Here is a 17,615-nt window from a genome sequence, read left to right as displayed (position 1 = left end):
AAGGGGGCGAATGTCGTACCCCGCGGCAGGCGGGGCCGACTGTCAAGGCTGCAGCGTGGGCGATTCACCCTGCCAGGTGGCGGTGAGGCCATGGGCGTCAAGCTCGCCGGAGCGATCGTATACCGGCTGTCCCTGCAGGAAACCAAGCTCGACTTGGGTGCGGTGCAGGTTACCGCGCACCTCACGGGCGAAAGGGTTGTGATCCAACACGATCAGGTCGGCCGACTTGCCCACCTCCAGCGACCCACTCTCCTGCTCCAGCCCCATGGCGTAGGCGCCGTTGAGGGTAGCGACGCGCAGCGCCTCTTCCAGGGAAATGGGGGTGCCAAAGCGCTCCTCGCCCGGCTCCCAGGGGTTCTGCCGAGTCACCAGAGTTTCCAGTGCCAGCCAGGGATCGATGGAGGCTACCGGGAAGTCGGTACCGAATACCGCCACACCGCCGGCGTCGAGCACGCCGCGCAGGTTATAGGCGCGTGACAGTCGCTCGGCACCATAGCCGGCGCGCGCCCCGGAGGTGAAGCGCGAGGGGTACCAGGCGGCGGGAGAGAACTCTGCAATCACGTCGAGTTCGGCGAAGCGCGCCAGGTTGGCATCGTGAAGGATGGTGCTGTGGGCGCACTGGTGACGCACCCCGGGGCCGTTGGCACGTCGCGTGGCCGCCACCGCATCGAGGAACAGGTCGGAGGCACCGTCGCCCGTACAGTGGGCAATGACACGGATACCGCGACGATCCATGTCGATCAGCATGTCACGCAGGTGCTCGGGGGTCAGGTTGATCTTGCCACGCCAGTCATCGTCGCTCTCCCAGGGGGTGAGCAGAAACGAGGAGCGTGGCTCCACGGTACCATCGAAGTGGAACTTGACGGCGTTGGCACTGAGTCGGCTGCTGGCGTAGTAGTGCCGCTCACCAGAAAGCAGCTCCCAACGCCGTGCCACCGGGAAGATGTCGTCCTGCCAGCTGATAGCGGCCTCGACACGCAGGCTAAGCCGGCCGGTATCGTCGAGCTCCTTGAGTGCGGTCAGGCGCTGTTCACAGACATGCACGTACTTGGTGGCGGTGACACCCCGGCTGGTCTGGAAATGCAGTCCTTCCTCATAGGCCTGACGCAGTGCGGCCACCGGTGTCGGTGGCATGGCGGCGTGGATCATCGCGTAGGCACCGTCGATCATCAGCCCCGTCGGCTCGCCGGTAAGTGGATCGCGCTCCATGTAGCCATTGCGCGGATCCGGGGTGTGACGGTCGATGCCGGCCAGGGCCAGCGCCTTGCTGTTGACCATCATGGTGCCCCACATGCGATCGAGGAGCGCCACCGGCCGGTCGGGCATCACGCTGTCGAGCCAGGCCCGCCCCGGCACCAGGCCCGCCTGGCGGAAGGTATAGCGTACGAAGTAGGCACCATGGATCCAGCCGTCCCCGGGGTGGCTCTCGGCGTAGTCAAGAATCGCCTGCTTGACCTGCTCAGGAGTGGGGTCCTCGACGCCGATCGTGAGGGTGTCGTCATATTTGGCCGCCAGACCGAGGTCGGGGTGGGTATGCATGTCGTGCAGGCCGGGCATGACGAAGCGACCGCCGAGTTCTACCACGCGGGTGTGGGGTCCGATCCACTCGGCCATGCTGCTGGCGTCGCCGATGGCACACAGCCGTCCGCCCGCCATGGCCAGCGCCTCGGCCCAGGGGCGACTAGGGTCGAGGGTGTAGATCGCGCCGCCGGTCAGCACGATATCGGCATGACGCGGGGCGGGAGCGTGGCTGGAACGCCATGGGTCGAACATCGCTATCACCTCGTTGATTGTCGTGTAGGATTCACCATAAACCACCTGATATGGCCATGAGGTGGTAATTTCTTGCGTCATAGGTGAGCGATGTTGGCGTGTGGCAATGCAACTTACGGCATCACGGCAGAGGCGCTGAGCAGGCCGCTGAGCCGTCTTTTTATCCACTCGCTGAAGGCCTGGACATTGGGATCTTCGAGCCGGCTGTGGGGCGTCACCAGATAATAGGCACGATCGCCGGGGATGCTTTCACCGAAGGGGCGTACCAGTTGACCCTGGCGCAGACTCTCGCCACACACCACATCGTCGCCGATGGCAATGCCCTGACCCGAGATGGCCGCCTGGAGCACCAGCAGAATGTTCGAGAAATAGAGCCCGGAATCTACCTTGACCGGATGCTTGCCGGTGCGTCCGGAGAGCCACAGCTGCCAGTCGTGAGCGCTGTGCAGGTGCAGCAGGGTGGCACGGTTGAGGTCCCGAGGATGCAAGATGTTCAGTTCGTTGAGCAGCCTGGGGCTGCATACCGGTTGGTAGGTGGGCTGGGTGAGGCGTTCGACGTGGTGATCGCTGTGAATGCCCTTGCTGAACACCACAAACAGGTCGAAGTTGGGCTGGTGGACCGTCTCGTCCTCGCGGTTGGTGCTCAGGTGCAGACGAATCGTCGGATAGCTGCGATAGAAGTCGTTGATATGGCGGCTGATAACGCTGGAAGCGAAGCCTGGCGGCATGCATACATGGAGGTGTCCGTTGTACTCCTGGTCGGGCAGGTTGGCATGAATACGCTCCAGGCTCTGCAGCACCTCGCGTACCTCGCCGGCATAGAGCTGGCCTGCCGGTGTCAGAATGACCCCGCGCCCCCTCCGCTCGTAGAGTCGCAGATTAAGCTGGCTTTCCAACAGGCGAAGCTGATGGCTGATGGCACTGCGGGTGAGACTAAGGTAGTCGGCGGCCTCTGTCAGGCTGCCTAGTCGGGCCAGCGCTTCGAATGCGCGCAGCGCCTGAAGGGAGGGCAGGTGCGAGATTTTTTGTTGAGTCATTTTAACCAATCGGGTGATTAATTTTGGCTTTTGATGAGCGGATTTTTATCTATAGTGATTGGCAAATCAATCATTCCCGATCGAGGAAGTCAGATGACCACACCCGCTCAACGCGAGGCGCTCATTCAGGGGGTCGAGGCATTGATGCCGAGGCTGTCGGAGTGGAACCAGACGATCTGGCACTACGCCGAGACGGCCTGGCGGGAGTACCGCTCGGCGCGCTTCTACGTGGATCTACTGCGCCAGCATGGCTTCACCGTCGAAGAGGGCTCGGGCGGTATGCCTACCGCCTTCTGCGCTACCTGGAGCAATGGCGAGGGGCCCACGCTGGGTGGTTATGCCGAGTATGACGCCGTGCCAGGCAACTGTCAGGCGGCCGATGTGGTTCAGCGGCCCCGTGATGGCCTGAGTCCCTGGGCCGGCGGGCATACCGATCCACACTCGGCGCTGGGTATCGGTTCGTTGGGCGGGTTTCTGGCCGTGCAGGCGCTGATGAAGGAGCAGGGCATCGGCGGCACCCTGAAATTCTTCGGTGAGCCGGCGGAGAAGGTGCGTGGCTCCAAGCCGATTCACGCCGCCCGGGGGTACTACGATGACCTGGATGCGGCGATCAGCTTCCATCCTTTCTACATGCTGCCGCTGTGTAACACCACCCGCTGGGATACCCACTGCGGTGCCGCCTACGGCGTTATCTATCGTTTCGTGTGCGATAGCCCCGAGACCTGGTTGACCAGCGCGGTGCAATCACCCATCGCCGCCTCCCACGCCAGCGCGCGAGCGCCGGGAGCCAATGATGCGGTCACCCAGATGTATCTCAATGCCAAGGCGCTGCGCGAGCATGTGCTGGCCAGTGGCCTCAACTGGTCGATGAACGAGGCGATCCTCAACGCTGGGCAGGCGACCGCCGACAATCTGCCCGCCCAGATGGCCGAGATTCAGTACTTCATCCGGGTGGCGTCGGTCGAGCAGGCCGAGCATGTGGTGCGCGGGCTCGACCATATTGCCGAGCATGTCGCCGGGCTGACTCACTGTCGCGTGGAGCGCCACTGGGTGGCCAAGTCGCGCCCCGGTCTGCCCAACCACGCCCTGGCCGAGCTGACCTACCGCAATCTGGAACGGGTTGGACCGCCCCGGCTGGGCGAGGAGGCCGGGGCCCAGGCTCGCCAGATCCAGGAAAGCCTGGGCATGACGCCGATGGAGCGTCCCTTCCTGGCCGATATCGAGCGGCTGCGTCCGCCCCAGGAGGCCGAGCATGAGTTGCGCCAGATGTTGGCACCCAGTCAGACCCATTTCACCTCGGACGACTACACCGAGTACTCCTGGCATGCGCCGACGGTTCGCCTCTACATTGGCCGGCCCACTCTCGCACCCCGCGATGATGGGCGTGCCTATCCAGCCTGGACGATGAATGCTCTGGGTGGCCTGGCGCCCTGCATCGATCCGATGATCGCCACCGCCGCCAAGACGGTAGGACTGACGCTGCTGGACCTGTTCCAGGAGCCAGGTGCGCTAGAGCAGGCGCGTGCCGAATTTGTCGAGCGCACCGGCGGAGGCATCGGTGGCGAGGACTGGATGGCGCCGCTGTGCGATTATGAGCCGCCGCTGCAGTTCCGCTGGCCTGAATATGTCACCACGCCGCGTGGTGAACATGACTGGGTGATCCCCGCTAGCGCGGCGGATACTCATCCCGATAAAGCGTGATACCCATCCCTTAGCAGGAGAGTTTCGAGATGCATAACAACAAGTTCGCGATGGGCGGTGTGGCCGCTTCGGTAACCAGCACCTTGGCAGGGCTCGCCCTGGCCGGCGGCCTTAGTGTCGTATCGGGAGCCGTGATGGCCGAGGATGGTGACGTTGTCGAGATTCGCATGCAACGATATACAGGCACCGAAGAGGATCCCATCTTCGAGCGCTACCAGGAGATGCTGGCCGAGGCCAGCGATGGCCGCATCCAGCTCAAGATCTTCCGCGGCGGAGAGCTGGTACCCAACGACCAGATGTTCGTTGCACTGCGTAGCGGCACCCTGCAGGCCATCTACGGTTATGCCGGCTACTGGGGAGGGCAGATGGACACCGCCGTCCTGGAGTCCGGTATTCCCATGGCGTGGACCAGCCTCGAGGAAGCCAAGGAGCTATGGAGCGAGCGTGGTCTGGGCGACCTGCTAAGCGAGAACTATGCTCGTCAAGGCGTGCAGTATACGGTGCCGATCTTCGGCGGTCGCTTCGATCTGCTGACCAAGGAGCCGGTGAACTCCCTCGAGGACATGAGCGAGCTCAAGGTTCGTGCCACGCCTTCCGTGTCTGCCGTGCTCGAGCACTTCGATATTCCCACCGTCTACATCCCGCCTCAGGAGTTCTACATCGCCCTGAGCACCAACACCATCGATGGCCTGATCTACGGTGGTCCCTATGACTATTCGGTGCTCAAGCTCGACGAGGTGGCGACCCACTACACCGACTTGAACATGCTCTACCCGGGCTTCGTCGACAATATTCTGGTCAACCAGAATACCTGGAACCGCATGTCGGAGGAGCTGCAGGATACCTTCATGGAGGTCACTGCTGAGTGGGCCGATTATCGCCATCAGAAGTTCGTCGAGTGGAATGAGGAAGAGGCGCACCGCTTCGAGGTTACTTCCTTGCCCGACGATGACGTACTGGCGATGACCGAGGCGGCCCAGGAGGTCTGGGACACCGAGGCCGAGAAGTCGCCAGTGGCCGCCGAGGCTATCGAGATGGTACGTGACCTTGCCCGTGACAAGGGACGTCTCGATTGAGTGGGAGACAGACCATGGCGTTTTTTCATGCCTGGATCCGTTGGCAAGACCGCCTGAGCGAGTGGCTCGGGCGGTTCATCGCCTGGTTGGGCTTCGTGCTGGTGGTCGTCCTGGTGTTCGAGGTGGCGGCACGCCAGTTGTTGAGCTCGCCTACCAGTTGGGCACATGAGGCCTCGACAATGACGTATGGCGTCTATGCCATCCTGGCCGGAGCCTATACCGAGAAGTGGCAGGGCCACGTACGGATCGACATCTTCTATCAGCATCTGTCGGCCAAGGGGCAGGCGCTGATCTCCTTCTGCATCGGCCTGTTTGCATTATGCATCCTGGGGCTGCTGCTCAATAGCGCGGCGGAGTTCGCACTGCAGTCCATTGCCATTCAGGAACGCTCGTTTCGCAGCACCTGGGCGCCGATCATCTGGCCGGTAAAGGCGATGATTCCGGTCGCGGTGGCGCTACTTATGTTGCAGATGCTGGCCAATACCGCACGCCATCTCTGTACGCTGCTGGGCCACCCTGTAGAGCGCGATGGCGAAAAAAATACCACCGATACCCGCGAGGATTCCCATGGGGAGCATTGATCCCATCCTGCTCACGCTGCTGATGTTCGGTGCCATGCTGGGGCTGATGTTTGTCGGCGTGCCGCTGGCCTGGACCCTGATGGGGGTCGGCGTAGGCTTTGGCTACTGGATCTGGGGGCCGGATAGTCTGGGTATCATGCTGCCATCGGTGTTCGGCCTGATGAACGAGTTCATCCTGGTCGCCCTGCCGTTGTTCATTCTGATGGGCATGATCCTGGAGCGATCCGGCATCGCCGACGACCTGTTCGGCATGGTCTACAAGATAATGGGCGGCGTGCGCGGCGGTCTCGGAATGGGGACCGTGGTGATCTGCGCGCTGATTGCCGCGATGGTGGGCATCACCGGTGCGGCGACGGTCAGCCTCGGGCTTATTGCGCTGCCGGCCATGCTCAAGCGCGGCTACAGCAAGCAGCTGTCGGCGGGAGCCGTGATGGCCGGGGGGGCGCTAGGATTTCTGATTCCGCCATCGCTGGTGATGATCCTCTACGCCTTCCTGACGCGTGAGTCGGTGGGCAAATTGTTCGCCGCCGGGGTGATGCCAGGGTTGATGCTGGCGGGTATCTATATCGTTTATATCGGCATACGTTGCTACCGCAACCCGGAGATGGGGCCGCCCATCGACGCCTCTGAACGACTGGGCACCTGGGACAAGATCAAGGCGCTCAATGCCATGATCCTGCCCGGTGGGCTGATTGCCGTGGTGCTAGGCACCATGGCCACCGGGGTGGCGTCGCCCACCGAGGCCTCGGCGTTGGGTGCATCCGGTGCCATGTTGTGTGCACTGGTGCATGGCCGGCTCAATATCCCCATGCTCAGCGGGGCACTCTACAGCACCGCACGCATCATGGGCATGCTGATGTGGATCATGATTGGCGCGGTGATCTTCTCCAAGATCTATATTGCGCTGGGAGCGGGGCAGGCAATCGTTGCACAGGTCATGGCCGCCGAGTTGAGTCCCTACCTGGTGCTGACGGTGATCCTGCTCAGCTATCTTGTGTTGGGGATGTTCCTCGACGACTCGGCGATCCTGTTTATCACGGTGCCGCTCTACGTGCCGATCATCAAGGCACTGGGCTTCGATCCGATATGGTTTGCCACCCTGTTCGTGCTGGCCATGCAGAGCGCCTATCTGACGCCACCGTTTGGTTACAACCTGTTCTATATGCGGTCGGTGGCGCCCCCCGAGGTAACCACCGGCGATCTCTACCGTTCGGTGGTGCCGTTTTTGGCCATGCAGATCCTGGGCATCGTGCTGTTGGTGCTGTTTCCCCAAATTGCACTGTGGCTGCCGGGGCTGATCTTCGATTAGATACCAACTCAATAAGCCGCCATGACAACCTTCGATCAACTGTCTGGCGGCAGCAGGAGATGATTGCTGCCCGATACCAGGTATCGAAGCTCTATCAGGTTCCGTAACTATCAAGTCCCGTAACTAAGGAGGTGGCCGTGAGCACAACGACCGAGCTGGGGGTGACGGTGGTCGCCGGGTTCCTTGGTGCCGGCAAGACCACCCTTATCAATCACCTGCTGGAGCATGCCGGTGGGCGTCGCCTGGGGGTGATGGTCAATGACTTCGGCGCCCTCAATATCGACGAGACGTTGATCGATGAGCGCCGCGACGACATGATCGCGCTGAGCAACGGCTGTGTGTGCTGTAGCCTGCAGGGCGAGCTATCGGGAGCCATCGAGTCTCTGCTCGCCCGGCGTGGTGATAGTCTGGATCATCTGTTGATCGAATGTAGCGGCGTCTCGGATCCGGCGCGGGTGGTTAACGTGCTGCACTATCCGCGGATTCGTGCCCGGGCGCACCTCGACGGCGTGATCACGCTGGTGGATGCTGCCCTCGATAGCGAGAGCCTGAGTGTACCGCTTCGCCAGCTGGTGACGGCACAGGTCGAGGTGGCGGACCTGGTGGTGATCAATAAGGTCGATCTCGTGGATGAGCCACGGTTGGCACGGCTCGAGGAGACGCTGCTGCTGCCCGACACCCGTCACTTGCGCACCACCGAGGCCGCACTGCCTGCCGACTTCGTGCTGTGGCCGGCGTCGGGGGAGGCCGACGAACGCCAACCACGGGTACCCCGGACGGCAGACGCGGCGGCGACAAGCGTGGCGGCGCTGGGGCTCAGGACCGAACACTGGCAGCATGCCGGCGCGGTCCGTGCCGAGCCGCTGCGTGAGTTGATCGAGGCACTTCCCCCTCAGGTGCTGCGCTTCAAGGGCGTGGTAAGCCTTGAGGGGGGGCGTGTGCTGGCGCTGCAGCGCGCCGCTGGCCGGGTGACTAGCCGCGAGCTGGCACCATCGGCGGCAAGCGACAGTCGACTGGTGTTTATCGGCGAGGATGACACGGCGTTGTGGACGTGGCTCGAGCCTCGTCTCAAGGCGCTGGAGACCTGATATACGCCGCGCCCGTTAGCCTCATGCTAGGCTTGGTGCCTCCTGTTTCAGGCTGAGGCGCGGCACGTTCCACCATGGAAATTCCCCATCAACGACTGATCTACTTCCAGCTGACGGTCGAAACCGGCTCCATTCGCGGGGCGGCGGCTCGACTGGATATCGCCCCCTCGGCGGTCAGTCGCCAGATTGCGCTGCTGGAATCGGCGCTGGATGTCACCCTGTTGGAGCGGCGTCGCGACGGCGTCTGCCCGACCCCGGAGGGTGAACTGCTGCTCGACTACTGTCAGCGGCGCACGTTGCTGGATCGCCATTTCAGTGATGCCCTCGATGCCCACCAACGGCTGGAAACCGGCCAGATCACGCTGCATGTGGGAGAGGGCTTCGTCGGTGATCTGATCAATCAGCCATTGCGAGACTTTACCGAGTCGCATCGGGGGGTCCGCCTGAAGATCGATACCGGCAGCACGCGGGAGATCATCGAGACGGTGGTCAACGACGAGGTGGATATCGGCCTGATGTACCACGAACAGGTGCACCCCCATCTGCGGTTCTGGCAATCCACCCGCCAGCCGCTGGTGCTGCTGATGTCACCCAGTCATCCACTGGCGAGGGAGAGTCGCGCGCCCATTGCCTTGGACACCCTGGCCGAGTACCCCCTGGCGCTGTGGCATTCCGGGCACGGGGTGCGCGAGCTGGTGGATCTGGCGTTTCGTGAGGCCAACCAGCGCCCCCTGGTTGGCATCCAGACCGGCTCGCTGGAGGTGCTCAAGCATTCGGCGCGCGCCGCGCTGTGCCTGACGCTGTTGCCGCGATTTGCCGCTGCCAGGGAGCTGGAGGAGGGAGCGTTGGTGGCGCGCGATCTGGTGGGCAAGCACTTCACTCAGGCCAATGCGCACATGGTTACTCGGGTGGGGCGGCGCATGCCGCGGGTGACCCTGCAGCTGCTGCGCCATCTGCAGCGCTGGATGTGTGCCTTTCGCTGCGATGATGTCGGCCCCGGCAGTTGATCAAGGGCGCGTGACTGCCCCATCGGTGATGGGGCAGTGTCCGCTCCGACGTTCGACGGGCTAGATCTTGATGTCGTAGTCGACGTACTTGTGCATCAGCTCATCGTAGGTGCCGTCCTGCTTGATCTCGCGCAAGGCCTCGTTGAACTGTGCCGCCAGGGCCTCGTTGCGCGGATGGAAGGCGACCGCCACGCCGTGGCCGAAATAGCTCTTCGGCTCGCGGATCAGCGGTGAGCTGGTGACGATATTGCTCCCCTCGGCGTCGACATCGAGCGCCGACAGGGCCAAGGGATAATACATGAAGGCGGCATCGAGACGCCCCGTCCTGACGTCCAGGGCCAGATCCTCGCCGGTAGCATAGCGACGCACATCGACGATATCGCCATAGGTATCGGTGATGTAGTTGTCGCGGATGGTACCGCGCTGCACGCCCACCGAAAGCCCCTCCAGCGAATCGCGATCCTCGATATCGATCTCCTGGCCGGCCTGAGTGACCCAGACGCTGGGGTTGCTGTAGTAGGGCTCGGAGAATAGCACCTTGTTGCGGCGCTCCTCGGTGATGGCCATCGACGACATGATGGCGTCGTACTTGCGGGCCAACAGGCCGGGGATGATGCCGTCCCACCCCTGCTCCACCCACTCGCATTGGCGTTCGATACGTCGGCATACCTCTTCGCCCAGCTCCACCTCGAAACCGGTCAGGGTGCCGTCGGGCAGACGATACTCGAAGGGCTCGAAGGGAATATCCACGGCGAGCTTAAGCGGCTCATCGGCCTGGGCCGAAACGGCGATCAGCAGCGAGGCCAGTGTTATCGAAAGCGTATAGGGGAGTCGCAACATTATATTGTTCCTTATGATATCTATGTGGCGATTTTATATGAGTATTCGATAAATCTATCACGCTGCATGTGACCGGGCTAGCACACAAGACCCGGCGTCAGCGGGCCTTGTGTGCGTTGCGTGACGTGAAGGCGGAGCTTATCGGGAATTGTCTGGCTGGGCCTGGCCGTCACCGTAGCCCATGGCGGCGGTGGCGTGGATTCCAAAAAGCCCAGACTGGATATTGCGGGGTTTAGGTGCTGTTGCCTACGACAAGCTCAAAGCCCACGTCATGCTGTCGACGCGTCACTCGCTTACCTTCTAAGCGGCTGAGAACTTCTTTGGCCGCCAGTCGCCCGATGGTATCTCGGGGTGATTGAATGGTTGTCAAACGAGGGGTGGTGAACTGGCCCAGTGGTAATCCGTTAAAGCCTGCAATCGCTATATCATCTGGTACTCGCATGCCGAGCCGAAGAGCGTGAAGGAGGGCGCCGGTGGCCAGGTCATCGTTGGCGAAGTGGATGGCATCTGCGTCGGGGTGCTCGTTTCGAACACGCTCGAGCCCCTTCATGCCCTCTTCCAGGCTGCCCAGCTGGTCGAGCTCCAGCACCAGCGGTGCGATGTCGGCCTCCCTCAAGACCTCGGCATGGCCGCTGTAACGCAATTGAGCACGGTAATCGTCATCGAGCCTGGCTCCTACATAGACCGGTCGCCGATACCCCTTGTCGAGCAGGTGGCGTGCCATGGTGCGTCCCGCTGCCACATGGTCGAGCCCCACGTTGAGATCCAGTGCCTCGCCCAGCTCCATCACCTCCATCACCGGGCGGTCGCAGTCCTTGAGCAGCTTGTGGCAGGCATGGGTATGCCGGAGACCCGCCGTGACTAGCGCTGAGCACGACCACCCCAGGAACGTTCTGACCAGTTGGTGCTCTCGCTCGATATCGTAATCCGTGTTGCCCAGCAGGATCTGATAGCCCGCCGACTCGAAGGTGGATTGCAGGCCCTTGATCACCTCGATGAATACCGCATTGGCCAGCGACGGCACGATGACGGCGATAAAGCGCGAGCGGGAGGAGGCGAGGCTGCCCGCCACGAGGTTCGGCACATAACCCAGGTGGTCCATGGCGTCCAGCACGCGTTGACGGGTCGTATCGCTAACCCTTTCCGGAGAGTTCAGTGCCCGAGAAGCCGTGATGGAAGAGACACCAGCCATTTCTGCCACCTGAGCCAGGGTCGGTTGGTCTGTTCCCTTGCGGTGACGTGGCGTGTGTTTAGACATTAGTCTCACTCCCTCTCGTGAGGCTTGATGGAAATAGGCCGATCCTCTACAACAATGTTAGCGCTAACATGCTAGCGCTACCAGCTACATCCGGAACAAGTACAAGACAACCAAACAGGGGGAGTCCGGTGAGCCATTCAAACGAAAGCCTGCGCATCGGTGTGATTGGCCTGGGCGCCATGGGCAGAGGTAGTGCACTTGCGATGCACGAGCGCGGCCTGGATGTCGTGGGCTGTGACATCGTCGAGCAGGCACGTCACGCCTTTGAAGCCGAAGGGGGGCGAAGCGCCTCGCTTCCATCAGAACTAGGCGGGTGCCAGGTTGTGGTGGTGCTGGTGGTCAATGCACAGCAGGTGGAGACGGTCCTATATGGCGACCAGGGGGTGGCCAAGCACCTAGCCCCGGGGAGCCTGATCATACAGTGCGCCACGGTGGCCCCTGCCTTTGCACGGGAGCTGGGTGAACGTTTGGATGCCATGGGGCTGTCGATGCTGGATGCGCCTGTGAGTGGTGGTGTCGCCAAGGCGCGTAGCGGTGACCTGTCAGTGATGGCATCGGGTGACAAGAATGCCTTCGACAAGGCCGAGCCGGTGCTTGGCGCGATGGCTGCCACCGTGTATAGGCTGGGGGATAGGCCGGGAGTTGGTTCTAGCATGAAGCTGGTCAACCAGCTGCTTGCCGGCGTGCACATTGCCACGGCAGCGGAAGCGATGGCTTTAGGTATACGCCTCGGCCTGGACCCCGAGACGGTGTATGAGGTCATCACCCACTCTGCCGGCAACTCCTGGATGTTTGAAAACCGTGTTCCCCACATTCTGAAAGGGGATTACACCCCGCTCTCCGCTGTCGATATTTTCGTCAAGGACCTCAACCTGGTGCATGAAACAGGCCGCGACCTGGCCATGCCTACGCCGCTTTCGTCCAGCGCACTCCAACAGTTTACGGCGGCCAAGGGTGCCGGGTTCGGTCGTGATGACGATTCGGCAGTGATAAAGGTCTATCAACGGCTCGGTGGCATCGAACTTCCCGCAGCGGCAAATGATCCGGAGGAGGTGTAATCATGGCGCTTTTGCTGGGGGCCATCGCTGACGACTTTACGGGCGCCACCGACCTGGCGAACAATCTTGTGCGCGCCGGTATGCGCTGCGTTCAGGTTCTTGGCGTCCCAGACTCATCGATTGAGTTGCCCGACGTCGATGCTGTCGTGGTGGCACTGAAGTCACGCTCCATTCCGGCTGATGAAGCCGTTGCGCAATCTCTGGAAGCTCTGGAGTGGTTGCAAGCTCAGGGAACTCGTCAGATTTTCTTCAAGTACTGCTCCACGTTCGACTCCACGGAAGAGGGCAACATTGGGCCAGTCTCTGATGCCTTGCTGGAGCACCTGAGCGGTCGTCAGACGGTGATGGTGCCGGCATTTCCTATCAATGGACGCACTGTCTATCAAGGTCACCTGTTCGTCGGGGATCGTCTGCTCAATGAGAGCGGTATGGAACACCATCCGCTTACCCCCATGACGGATGCGGACCTGGTGCGCTTTCTAGCTCGTCAGACACCGCATCCGGTCGGTCTCACGTCTCGTACTGTCTTGTCGCAAGGCGTTGATGCCACAAGCCGGCACCTGGGCAGCCTAGCCGAGCAGGGCGTTCGACATGTGATATGCGACACCCTGGATGAAAATGATCTTGATGTGCTGGCTGACGCGGTGGTGGACTATCCCCTGGTCACCGGCGGTTCCGGGTTGGGTCTTGCGCTGCCGGATCAATATCGTCGTCGTGGCTGGCTGCAGCCGGTGGCCGAGCCGGGGCGCCTGGATAAGGCGACAGGCAGTGCGCTGGTGCTTTCGGGCAGCTGTTCACGTGCCACCCTGGCTCAGGTTGCCCGCTTCCTGGAACACTATCCTGGTATCGCCCTTGATCCCTTGGCGCTGTCGAAAGGGGACGAGCATCTGGCACAGGCGCTGGCCTTTGCGCGAGAGCAGCTGGCATCAGGTGGTCCGGTACTGATCTATGCATCTGCCGATCCCGAGCGCGTCAAGGCAGCCCAGGATGCGCTGGGTGTGGCTCGAGCCGGCGAGCTGGTAGAGCACGCCATGGGGCAGCTGGCAAGTTGTCTGGTCGATGAGGGAGTGGGTCGGCTTGTGGTCGCGGGTGGTGAAACATCGGGTGCGGTCGTGACGGCGCTTGGGGTGCGGCAGCTTCGCATCGGCGGCCAGATCGATCCAGGGGTGCCTTGGACCCAGTCGCCCATGCCGGGGTGCGACGGTCAATTGTCGTTGGCGTTGAAGTCCGGGAACTTCGGTGGTGAGGATTTCTTCTCTCGCGCCTTCGGCGTGCTCGATGAGTTGACGACTGGGAGGGCGGGGCATGAGTCGGCACGATGAGCATCGAATCCGTGAGCAGATCGCCACGCTGGGTCAGTCTCTGTTCGATCGTGGGCTGACGATGGGGTCCAGCGGCAATATCAGCGTTCGGACGGATGATGGTGGCTGGCTGATGACCCCCACCAATGCCTGTCTGGGGCGCCTCGACCCTGCCACGATTTCGAGATTGGATCGACAGGGGGAGTGGCTGGATGGCGACAAGCCCACCAAGGAGCACTTCCTGCACATGGCAATGTACGCCGAGCGTCCTCAGTCTCAGGCAATAGTGCATCTTCACTCGACGCACTCGGTGGCCGTGTCTTGCCTGCCTGATATTGACCCGTGCGATTGCATTCCTCCGCTGACCGCGTACTACGTGATGCGCGTAGGGAAGTTACCACTGGTGCCGTATCACGTGCCTGGGGATCCCACCCTTGGTGATGCGGTGCGCGGGTTGGCGGGCCAGCACAGTGCGGTGTTACTGGCCAACCACGGCCCGGTCGTGGCGGGGAAGAGCCTGGAGGCGGCGGTATATGCGACAGAGGAGCTGGAAGAGACCGCCAAGCTCTTCCTGCTTCTGCATGGTAAAAATCCTCGGGCTTTAACGCCTGAACAGGTGGCTGAGCTAGAAAGACGTTTCCCCCGTGATTAAGGAGCCCACCATGATTCGCCTGGCGGCTAACCTGAGCATGTTGTTCACCGAGCATGATTTTCTAGAGCGCTTTGCTGCCGCCGCTGACGCAGGCTTCAGCGGAGTGGAGTACCTGTTCCCTTACGCCTATTCACCCGACACGCTGCGCTCTGCCTTGGAAGCGTCTGGTTTGCAGCAGGTACTGTTCAATCTGCCGCCGGGAGACTGGGAGGCAGGGGAGCGGGGGGTGGCAAGCCTACCTGGCCGAGAAGCCGAGTTTCGTGACTCGGTGACGGAGGCACTGCGCTATGCGGTAGCGCTGGACTGCCCTCGAGTGCATGCCATGGCGGGCCTGATTCCCGAAGGTGCTGATGAGAGTACACGGCAGGCCCATCACGCAACGTATGTCGCCAATCTACGTTTTGCGGCCCGGGAAGCCGCCAAGCTCGGGCGGGAGGTGTTGATAGAGCCGATCAATACGCGTGACATGCCGCGATATTTCCTGTCGCATCAAGACCAGGCGATGGCGGTGTTGCAGGAGGTGGGGGAGCCCAACCTGCGCCTGCAGTTCGATCTTTACCACTGCCAGATCATGGAAGGTGACTTGGTACGTCACCTTGAATGCCAGTTCGAGCACATCGGCCACATTCAGATTGCCGGTGTTCCGGAGCGTCATGAGCCGGATGTCGGGGAGGTGCACTATCCCGCGGTTTTCGAGCGCCTCAAGGAGCTTGGCTATGTGGACTGGGTGGGATGCGAGTATCGTCCGGCTGGCAATACCCGGGCAGGACTGGCCTGGGGGAGGCCGTTCGGTCTAAGGCCGGAGTAAGTTCAGTCCGTTACTGCCAACACGCCTAGATCCCAGTGCAGCAGGTAAACACAAGTACAACTCAGAGGACGCACAAGACCATGCATATTGCTGTAACCGGTGCCGCCGGTTTTCTTGGACAACGCCTGATTCGTCAGCTTCTCGAGCGTGGGCAGCTTCGCGGTCAAACGATCTCGAGGCTTACGCTTCTCGACCAGGTAGAAGTGGATGTGCCCGATTCGGGAGATGTCGACATTGTCTCCTTTGCAGTGGATATCACCGCCCCAGGGGCCTTCAATGAAATGCTCGATGCACGGCCCGATGTGATCTATCACTTGGCCGCCGTGGTTAGCTCAGCTGCGGAAGGTGATCTCGACCTGGGCCTTGCAGTCAATCTGGATGCCACACGAGCCTTGCTTGAGGGTTGTCGTCATCGCGACCTCTGTGCCACTCGCTTGATCATGGCGAGCTCCGTAGCCGCTTATGGGGGGGAGCTGCCTGAGACACTGGACGACATGACGGCGCTGCATCCGCAGAACTCCTACGGGGCGCAAAAGGCAGTATCCGAGTTGCTGATAAACGACTATAGCCGACGCGGGCTCATTGATGGACTCGTACTGCGCCTCCCTACCATTGTGATTCGACCCGGCCGGCCCAACGCGGCGGCGTCCAGCTTCGCGTCCAGCATCATGCGCGAACCATTGAACGGTGAAGAGGCTGTCTGTCCGGTACCCACCGATCTTGAGCTTTTCGTGATGTCGCCTGGCAAGGTGGTGGAGGCCCTGGTACATGGTGCTGAGGTTGATGGCGAGGCGGTGGGGCCATTCCGTGCGTTCATGCTGCCTGGTATCACCGTCAGTGTCGCCGACATGATCGAAGCACTCAGGAGTGTGGCTGGCTCAGAGGCCGTGGATCGGATTCGGCATGAGCCGGACCCCAGGATCCAGTCTATCGTCGGTAGCTGGCCGACGCGGTTTCATACCCGGCGTGCCGATGCGCTGGGCTTCAAGCGCGATAGGGACTTTCGCGACATTCTCCAGGCGTTTCAGGAAGAGCGCCACTGACCCTAACCGGTCGCTCAAGCGTGACTCACCAAACAGAGGTAATAACAATGACAGTCAACTTTGCACGCAAGACGCTTACCACTGCCATCACCGGTGCCAGCCTGGCCTTGCTGGCTGTTCAGGTACAGGCGGCGCAGACCGTCAACCTGGGACATACCCTGTCGGATAGCTCGCACTACTCCGTGGGTGCCGATGCCTTCAAGGAAACACTTGAGCGTCTTAGTGATGGCGAGTTCGAAGTCGTCGAGCATACGGCCGGTGCCCTGGGTGGTGAACGGGCGCTGATCGAGGGCCTCCAGATTGGCACGGTGGATGTGGTGATTACCTCCACTGGCCCGCTGGGTAACTTTGTACCGGAAACCTATGTGCTTGATCTGCCATTCCTGTTCGAGGATTACGATCAGGCTCGCTGCGTATTGGACAGCGATCTTGGTCAGGACCTGCTCGACAAGATGAGCGACCACGACATCGTGGGCCTGGCCTGGTCGGAAAATGGCTTCCGCCACATGACCAACAGTCAGCGAGCCGTGAAGACGCCCGCCGATGCAGAAGGGCTCAAGGTGCGCACCATGGAGAACAAGGTGCATATGGAGGCCTTCGAGCAGATGGGCGTGCACCCAACGCCGATGGCGTTTCCTGAAGTGTTTACCGCGCTGCAGCAGGGCACGGTGGACGGTCAGGAGAACCCGATTACCGTCATCGTGGCGACCAAGTTCTGGGAGGTACAGGATCACCTGTCGCTCACGGGGCATGTCTATTCACCGGCCGCCATCCTGGGCTCGCCAATCCTGCTCGACGGCCTGTCTGACGAAGAGCGTGGGTGGTTCATTGAGGCTGCCCGGGCCTCCGCCGAGGCAACCCGTGAAGAGGTCTCTCGCCTCGAGCGCGAGGGCATCGAACTGCTTCGCGAGAACGGCATGACTGTCGAGACCGAGATCGACAAGGCCCCCTTCCAGGAGGCGGTGCAGCCGGCCTACGAGATCTACACCGAGCAGTATGGCAGTGAGATGCTGGAACGCGTTCGCGCCAGTAGCTGCTAACCCGCGATGACGTCAGCCCGGTCCGTACAGGGCCGGGTGCCTT

General features: G+C 61.7%; 16 protein-coding genes. 12 read left to right on the top strand and 4 right to left on the bottom strand.

Translation table 11 applies throughout. The features are described 5' to 3' along the window. Positions 1-42: 42 nt before the first annotated feature. Positions 43-1,773, bottom strand: a complete 1,731-nt coding sequence (locus GRB80_RS08860) for an amidohydrolase (protein WP_237561949.1) — start codon at positions 1,771-1,773, stop codon at positions 43-45. 113 nt (positions 1,774-1,886) lie between these two features. Then, on the bottom strand, positions 1,887-2,810 hold the full coding sequence (locus tag GRB80_RS08855; RefSeq protein WP_161423314.1) for a LysR substrate-binding domain-containing protein: 924 nt from the start codon (positions 2,808-2,810) through the stop codon (positions 1,887-1,889). Between the two features lie 93 nt (positions 2,811-2,903). Here GRB80_RS08855 and GRB80_RS08850 point away from each other — a divergent pair, with 93 nt between their 5' ends. From GRB80_RS08850 to GRB80_RS08825, 6 genes are all read left to right on the top strand, one after another. Then, the gene (locus GRB80_RS08850) at positions 2,904-4,511 is read left to right on the top strand and encodes a zinc-binding metallopeptidase family protein (RefSeq protein WP_161423313.1); all 1,608 of its coding nucleotides are present in this window, start codon (positions 2,904-2,906) and stop codon (positions 4,509-4,511) included. A gap of 29 nt (positions 4,512-4,540) precedes the next feature. After that, positions 4,541-5,587 carry a TRAP transporter substrate-binding protein DctP gene (gene dctP / locus GRB80_RS08845; RefSeq protein WP_161423312.1) on the top strand — a complete coding sequence of 349 codons (1,047 nt, stop codon included), beginning with the start codon at positions 4,541-4,543 and terminating at the stop codon, positions 5,585-5,587. Between the two features lie 14 nt (positions 5,588-5,601). Next, positions 5,602-6,168 carry a TRAP transporter small permease subunit gene (locus GRB80_RS08840; RefSeq protein ID WP_161423311.1) on the top strand — a complete coding sequence of 189 codons (567 nt, stop codon included), beginning with the start codon at positions 5,602-5,604 and terminating at the stop codon, positions 6,166-6,168. Continuing rightward, positions 6,155-7,477: a TRAP transporter large permease gene (locus GRB80_RS08835; protein WP_161423310.1), complete on the top strand. Its 1,323-nt coding sequence runs from the start codon at positions 6,155-6,157 to the stop codon at positions 7,475-7,477. The genes GRB80_RS08840 and GRB80_RS08835 overlap by 14 nt, the downstream gene beginning before the upstream one ends. A 137-nt stretch (positions 7,478-7,614) precedes the next feature. Next, on the top strand, positions 7,615-8,565 hold the full coding sequence (locus GRB80_RS08830; protein ID WP_161423309.1) for a CobW family GTP-binding protein: 951 nt from the start codon (positions 7,615-7,617) through the stop codon (positions 8,563-8,565). A 74-nt stretch (positions 8,566-8,639) separates the two neighbouring features. After that, positions 8,640-9,572 carry a LysR family transcriptional regulator gene (locus GRB80_RS08825; protein ID WP_161423308.1) on the top strand — a complete coding sequence of 311 codons (933 nt, stop codon included), beginning with the start codon at positions 8,640-8,642 and terminating at the stop codon, positions 9,570-9,572. 60 nt (positions 9,573-9,632) lie between these two features. Here GRB80_RS08825 and GRB80_RS08820 read toward each other — a convergent pair whose 3' ends face one another. Continuing rightward, positions 9,633-10,412, bottom strand: coding sequence for a transporter substrate-binding domain-containing protein (locus GRB80_RS08820; RefSeq protein WP_161423307.1), 780 nt, complete (start codon positions 10,410-10,412; stop codon positions 9,633-9,635). A 232-nt stretch (positions 10,413-10,644) separates the two neighbouring features. Further along, the gene (locus tag GRB80_RS08815; protein WP_161423306.1) at positions 10,645-11,670 is read right to left on the bottom strand and encodes a LacI family DNA-binding transcriptional regulator; all 1,026 of its coding nucleotides are present in this window, start codon (positions 11,668-11,670) and stop codon (positions 10,645-10,647) included. Positions 11,671-11,798: 128 nt separating this feature from the next. On the opposite strand from GRB80_RS08815, the gene ltnD reads away from it, so the two are divergent. The 6 genes from ltnD to GRB80_RS08785 are packed head-to-tail and all read left to right on the top strand — an operon-like array spanning position 11,799 to position 17,572. Next, positions 11,799-12,728, top strand: coding sequence for an L-threonate dehydrogenase (gene ltnD, locus GRB80_RS08810; RefSeq protein ID WP_309663501.1), 930 nt, complete (start codon positions 11,799-11,801; stop codon positions 12,726-12,728). A 2-nt stretch (positions 12,729-12,730) separates the two neighbouring features. After that, a complete protein-coding gene (otnK, locus tag GRB80_RS08805) occupies positions 12,731-14,050 on the top strand; it encodes a 3-oxo-tetronate kinase (RefSeq protein ID WP_161423304.1) in 1,320 nt (439 codons plus the stop codon). Continuing rightward, positions 14,034-14,681: a 3-oxo-tetronate 4-phosphate decarboxylase gene (gene otnC, locus GRB80_RS08800; protein ID WP_161423303.1), complete on the top strand. Its 648-nt coding sequence runs from the start codon at positions 14,034-14,036 to the stop codon at positions 14,679-14,681. The genes otnK and otnC overlap by 17 nt, the downstream gene beginning before the upstream one ends. A 10-nt stretch (positions 14,682-14,691) precedes the next feature. Further along, positions 14,692-15,489: a 2-oxo-tetronate isomerase gene (otnI, locus tag GRB80_RS08795; RefSeq protein ID WP_161423302.1), complete on the top strand. Its 798-nt coding sequence runs from the start codon at positions 14,692-14,694 to the stop codon at positions 15,487-15,489. A gap of 35 nt (positions 15,490-15,524) precedes the next feature. Further along, positions 15,525-16,532, top strand: coding sequence for a D-erythronate dehydrogenase (gene denD / locus GRB80_RS08790; RefSeq protein WP_309663499.1), 1,008 nt, complete (start codon positions 15,525-15,527; stop codon positions 16,530-16,532). Between the two features lie 47 nt (positions 16,533-16,579). After that, positions 16,580-17,572 (top strand): TRAP transporter substrate-binding protein, encoded by a 993-nt coding sequence (locus GRB80_RS08785; protein ID WP_161423301.1) that lies wholly within the window; start codon positions 16,580-16,582, stop codon positions 17,570-17,572. Positions 17,573-17,615 lie beyond the last annotated feature (43 nt).

This window comes from Halomonas icarae, assembly GCF_009901955.1.
Lineage (GTDB): Bacteria > Pseudomonadota > Gammaproteobacteria > Pseudomonadales > Halomonadaceae > Halomonas > Halomonas icarae.
The sequence above is the reverse complement of the archived record's forward strand: the minus strand, read 5'-3'. Positions and strand labels throughout refer to the sequence as shown.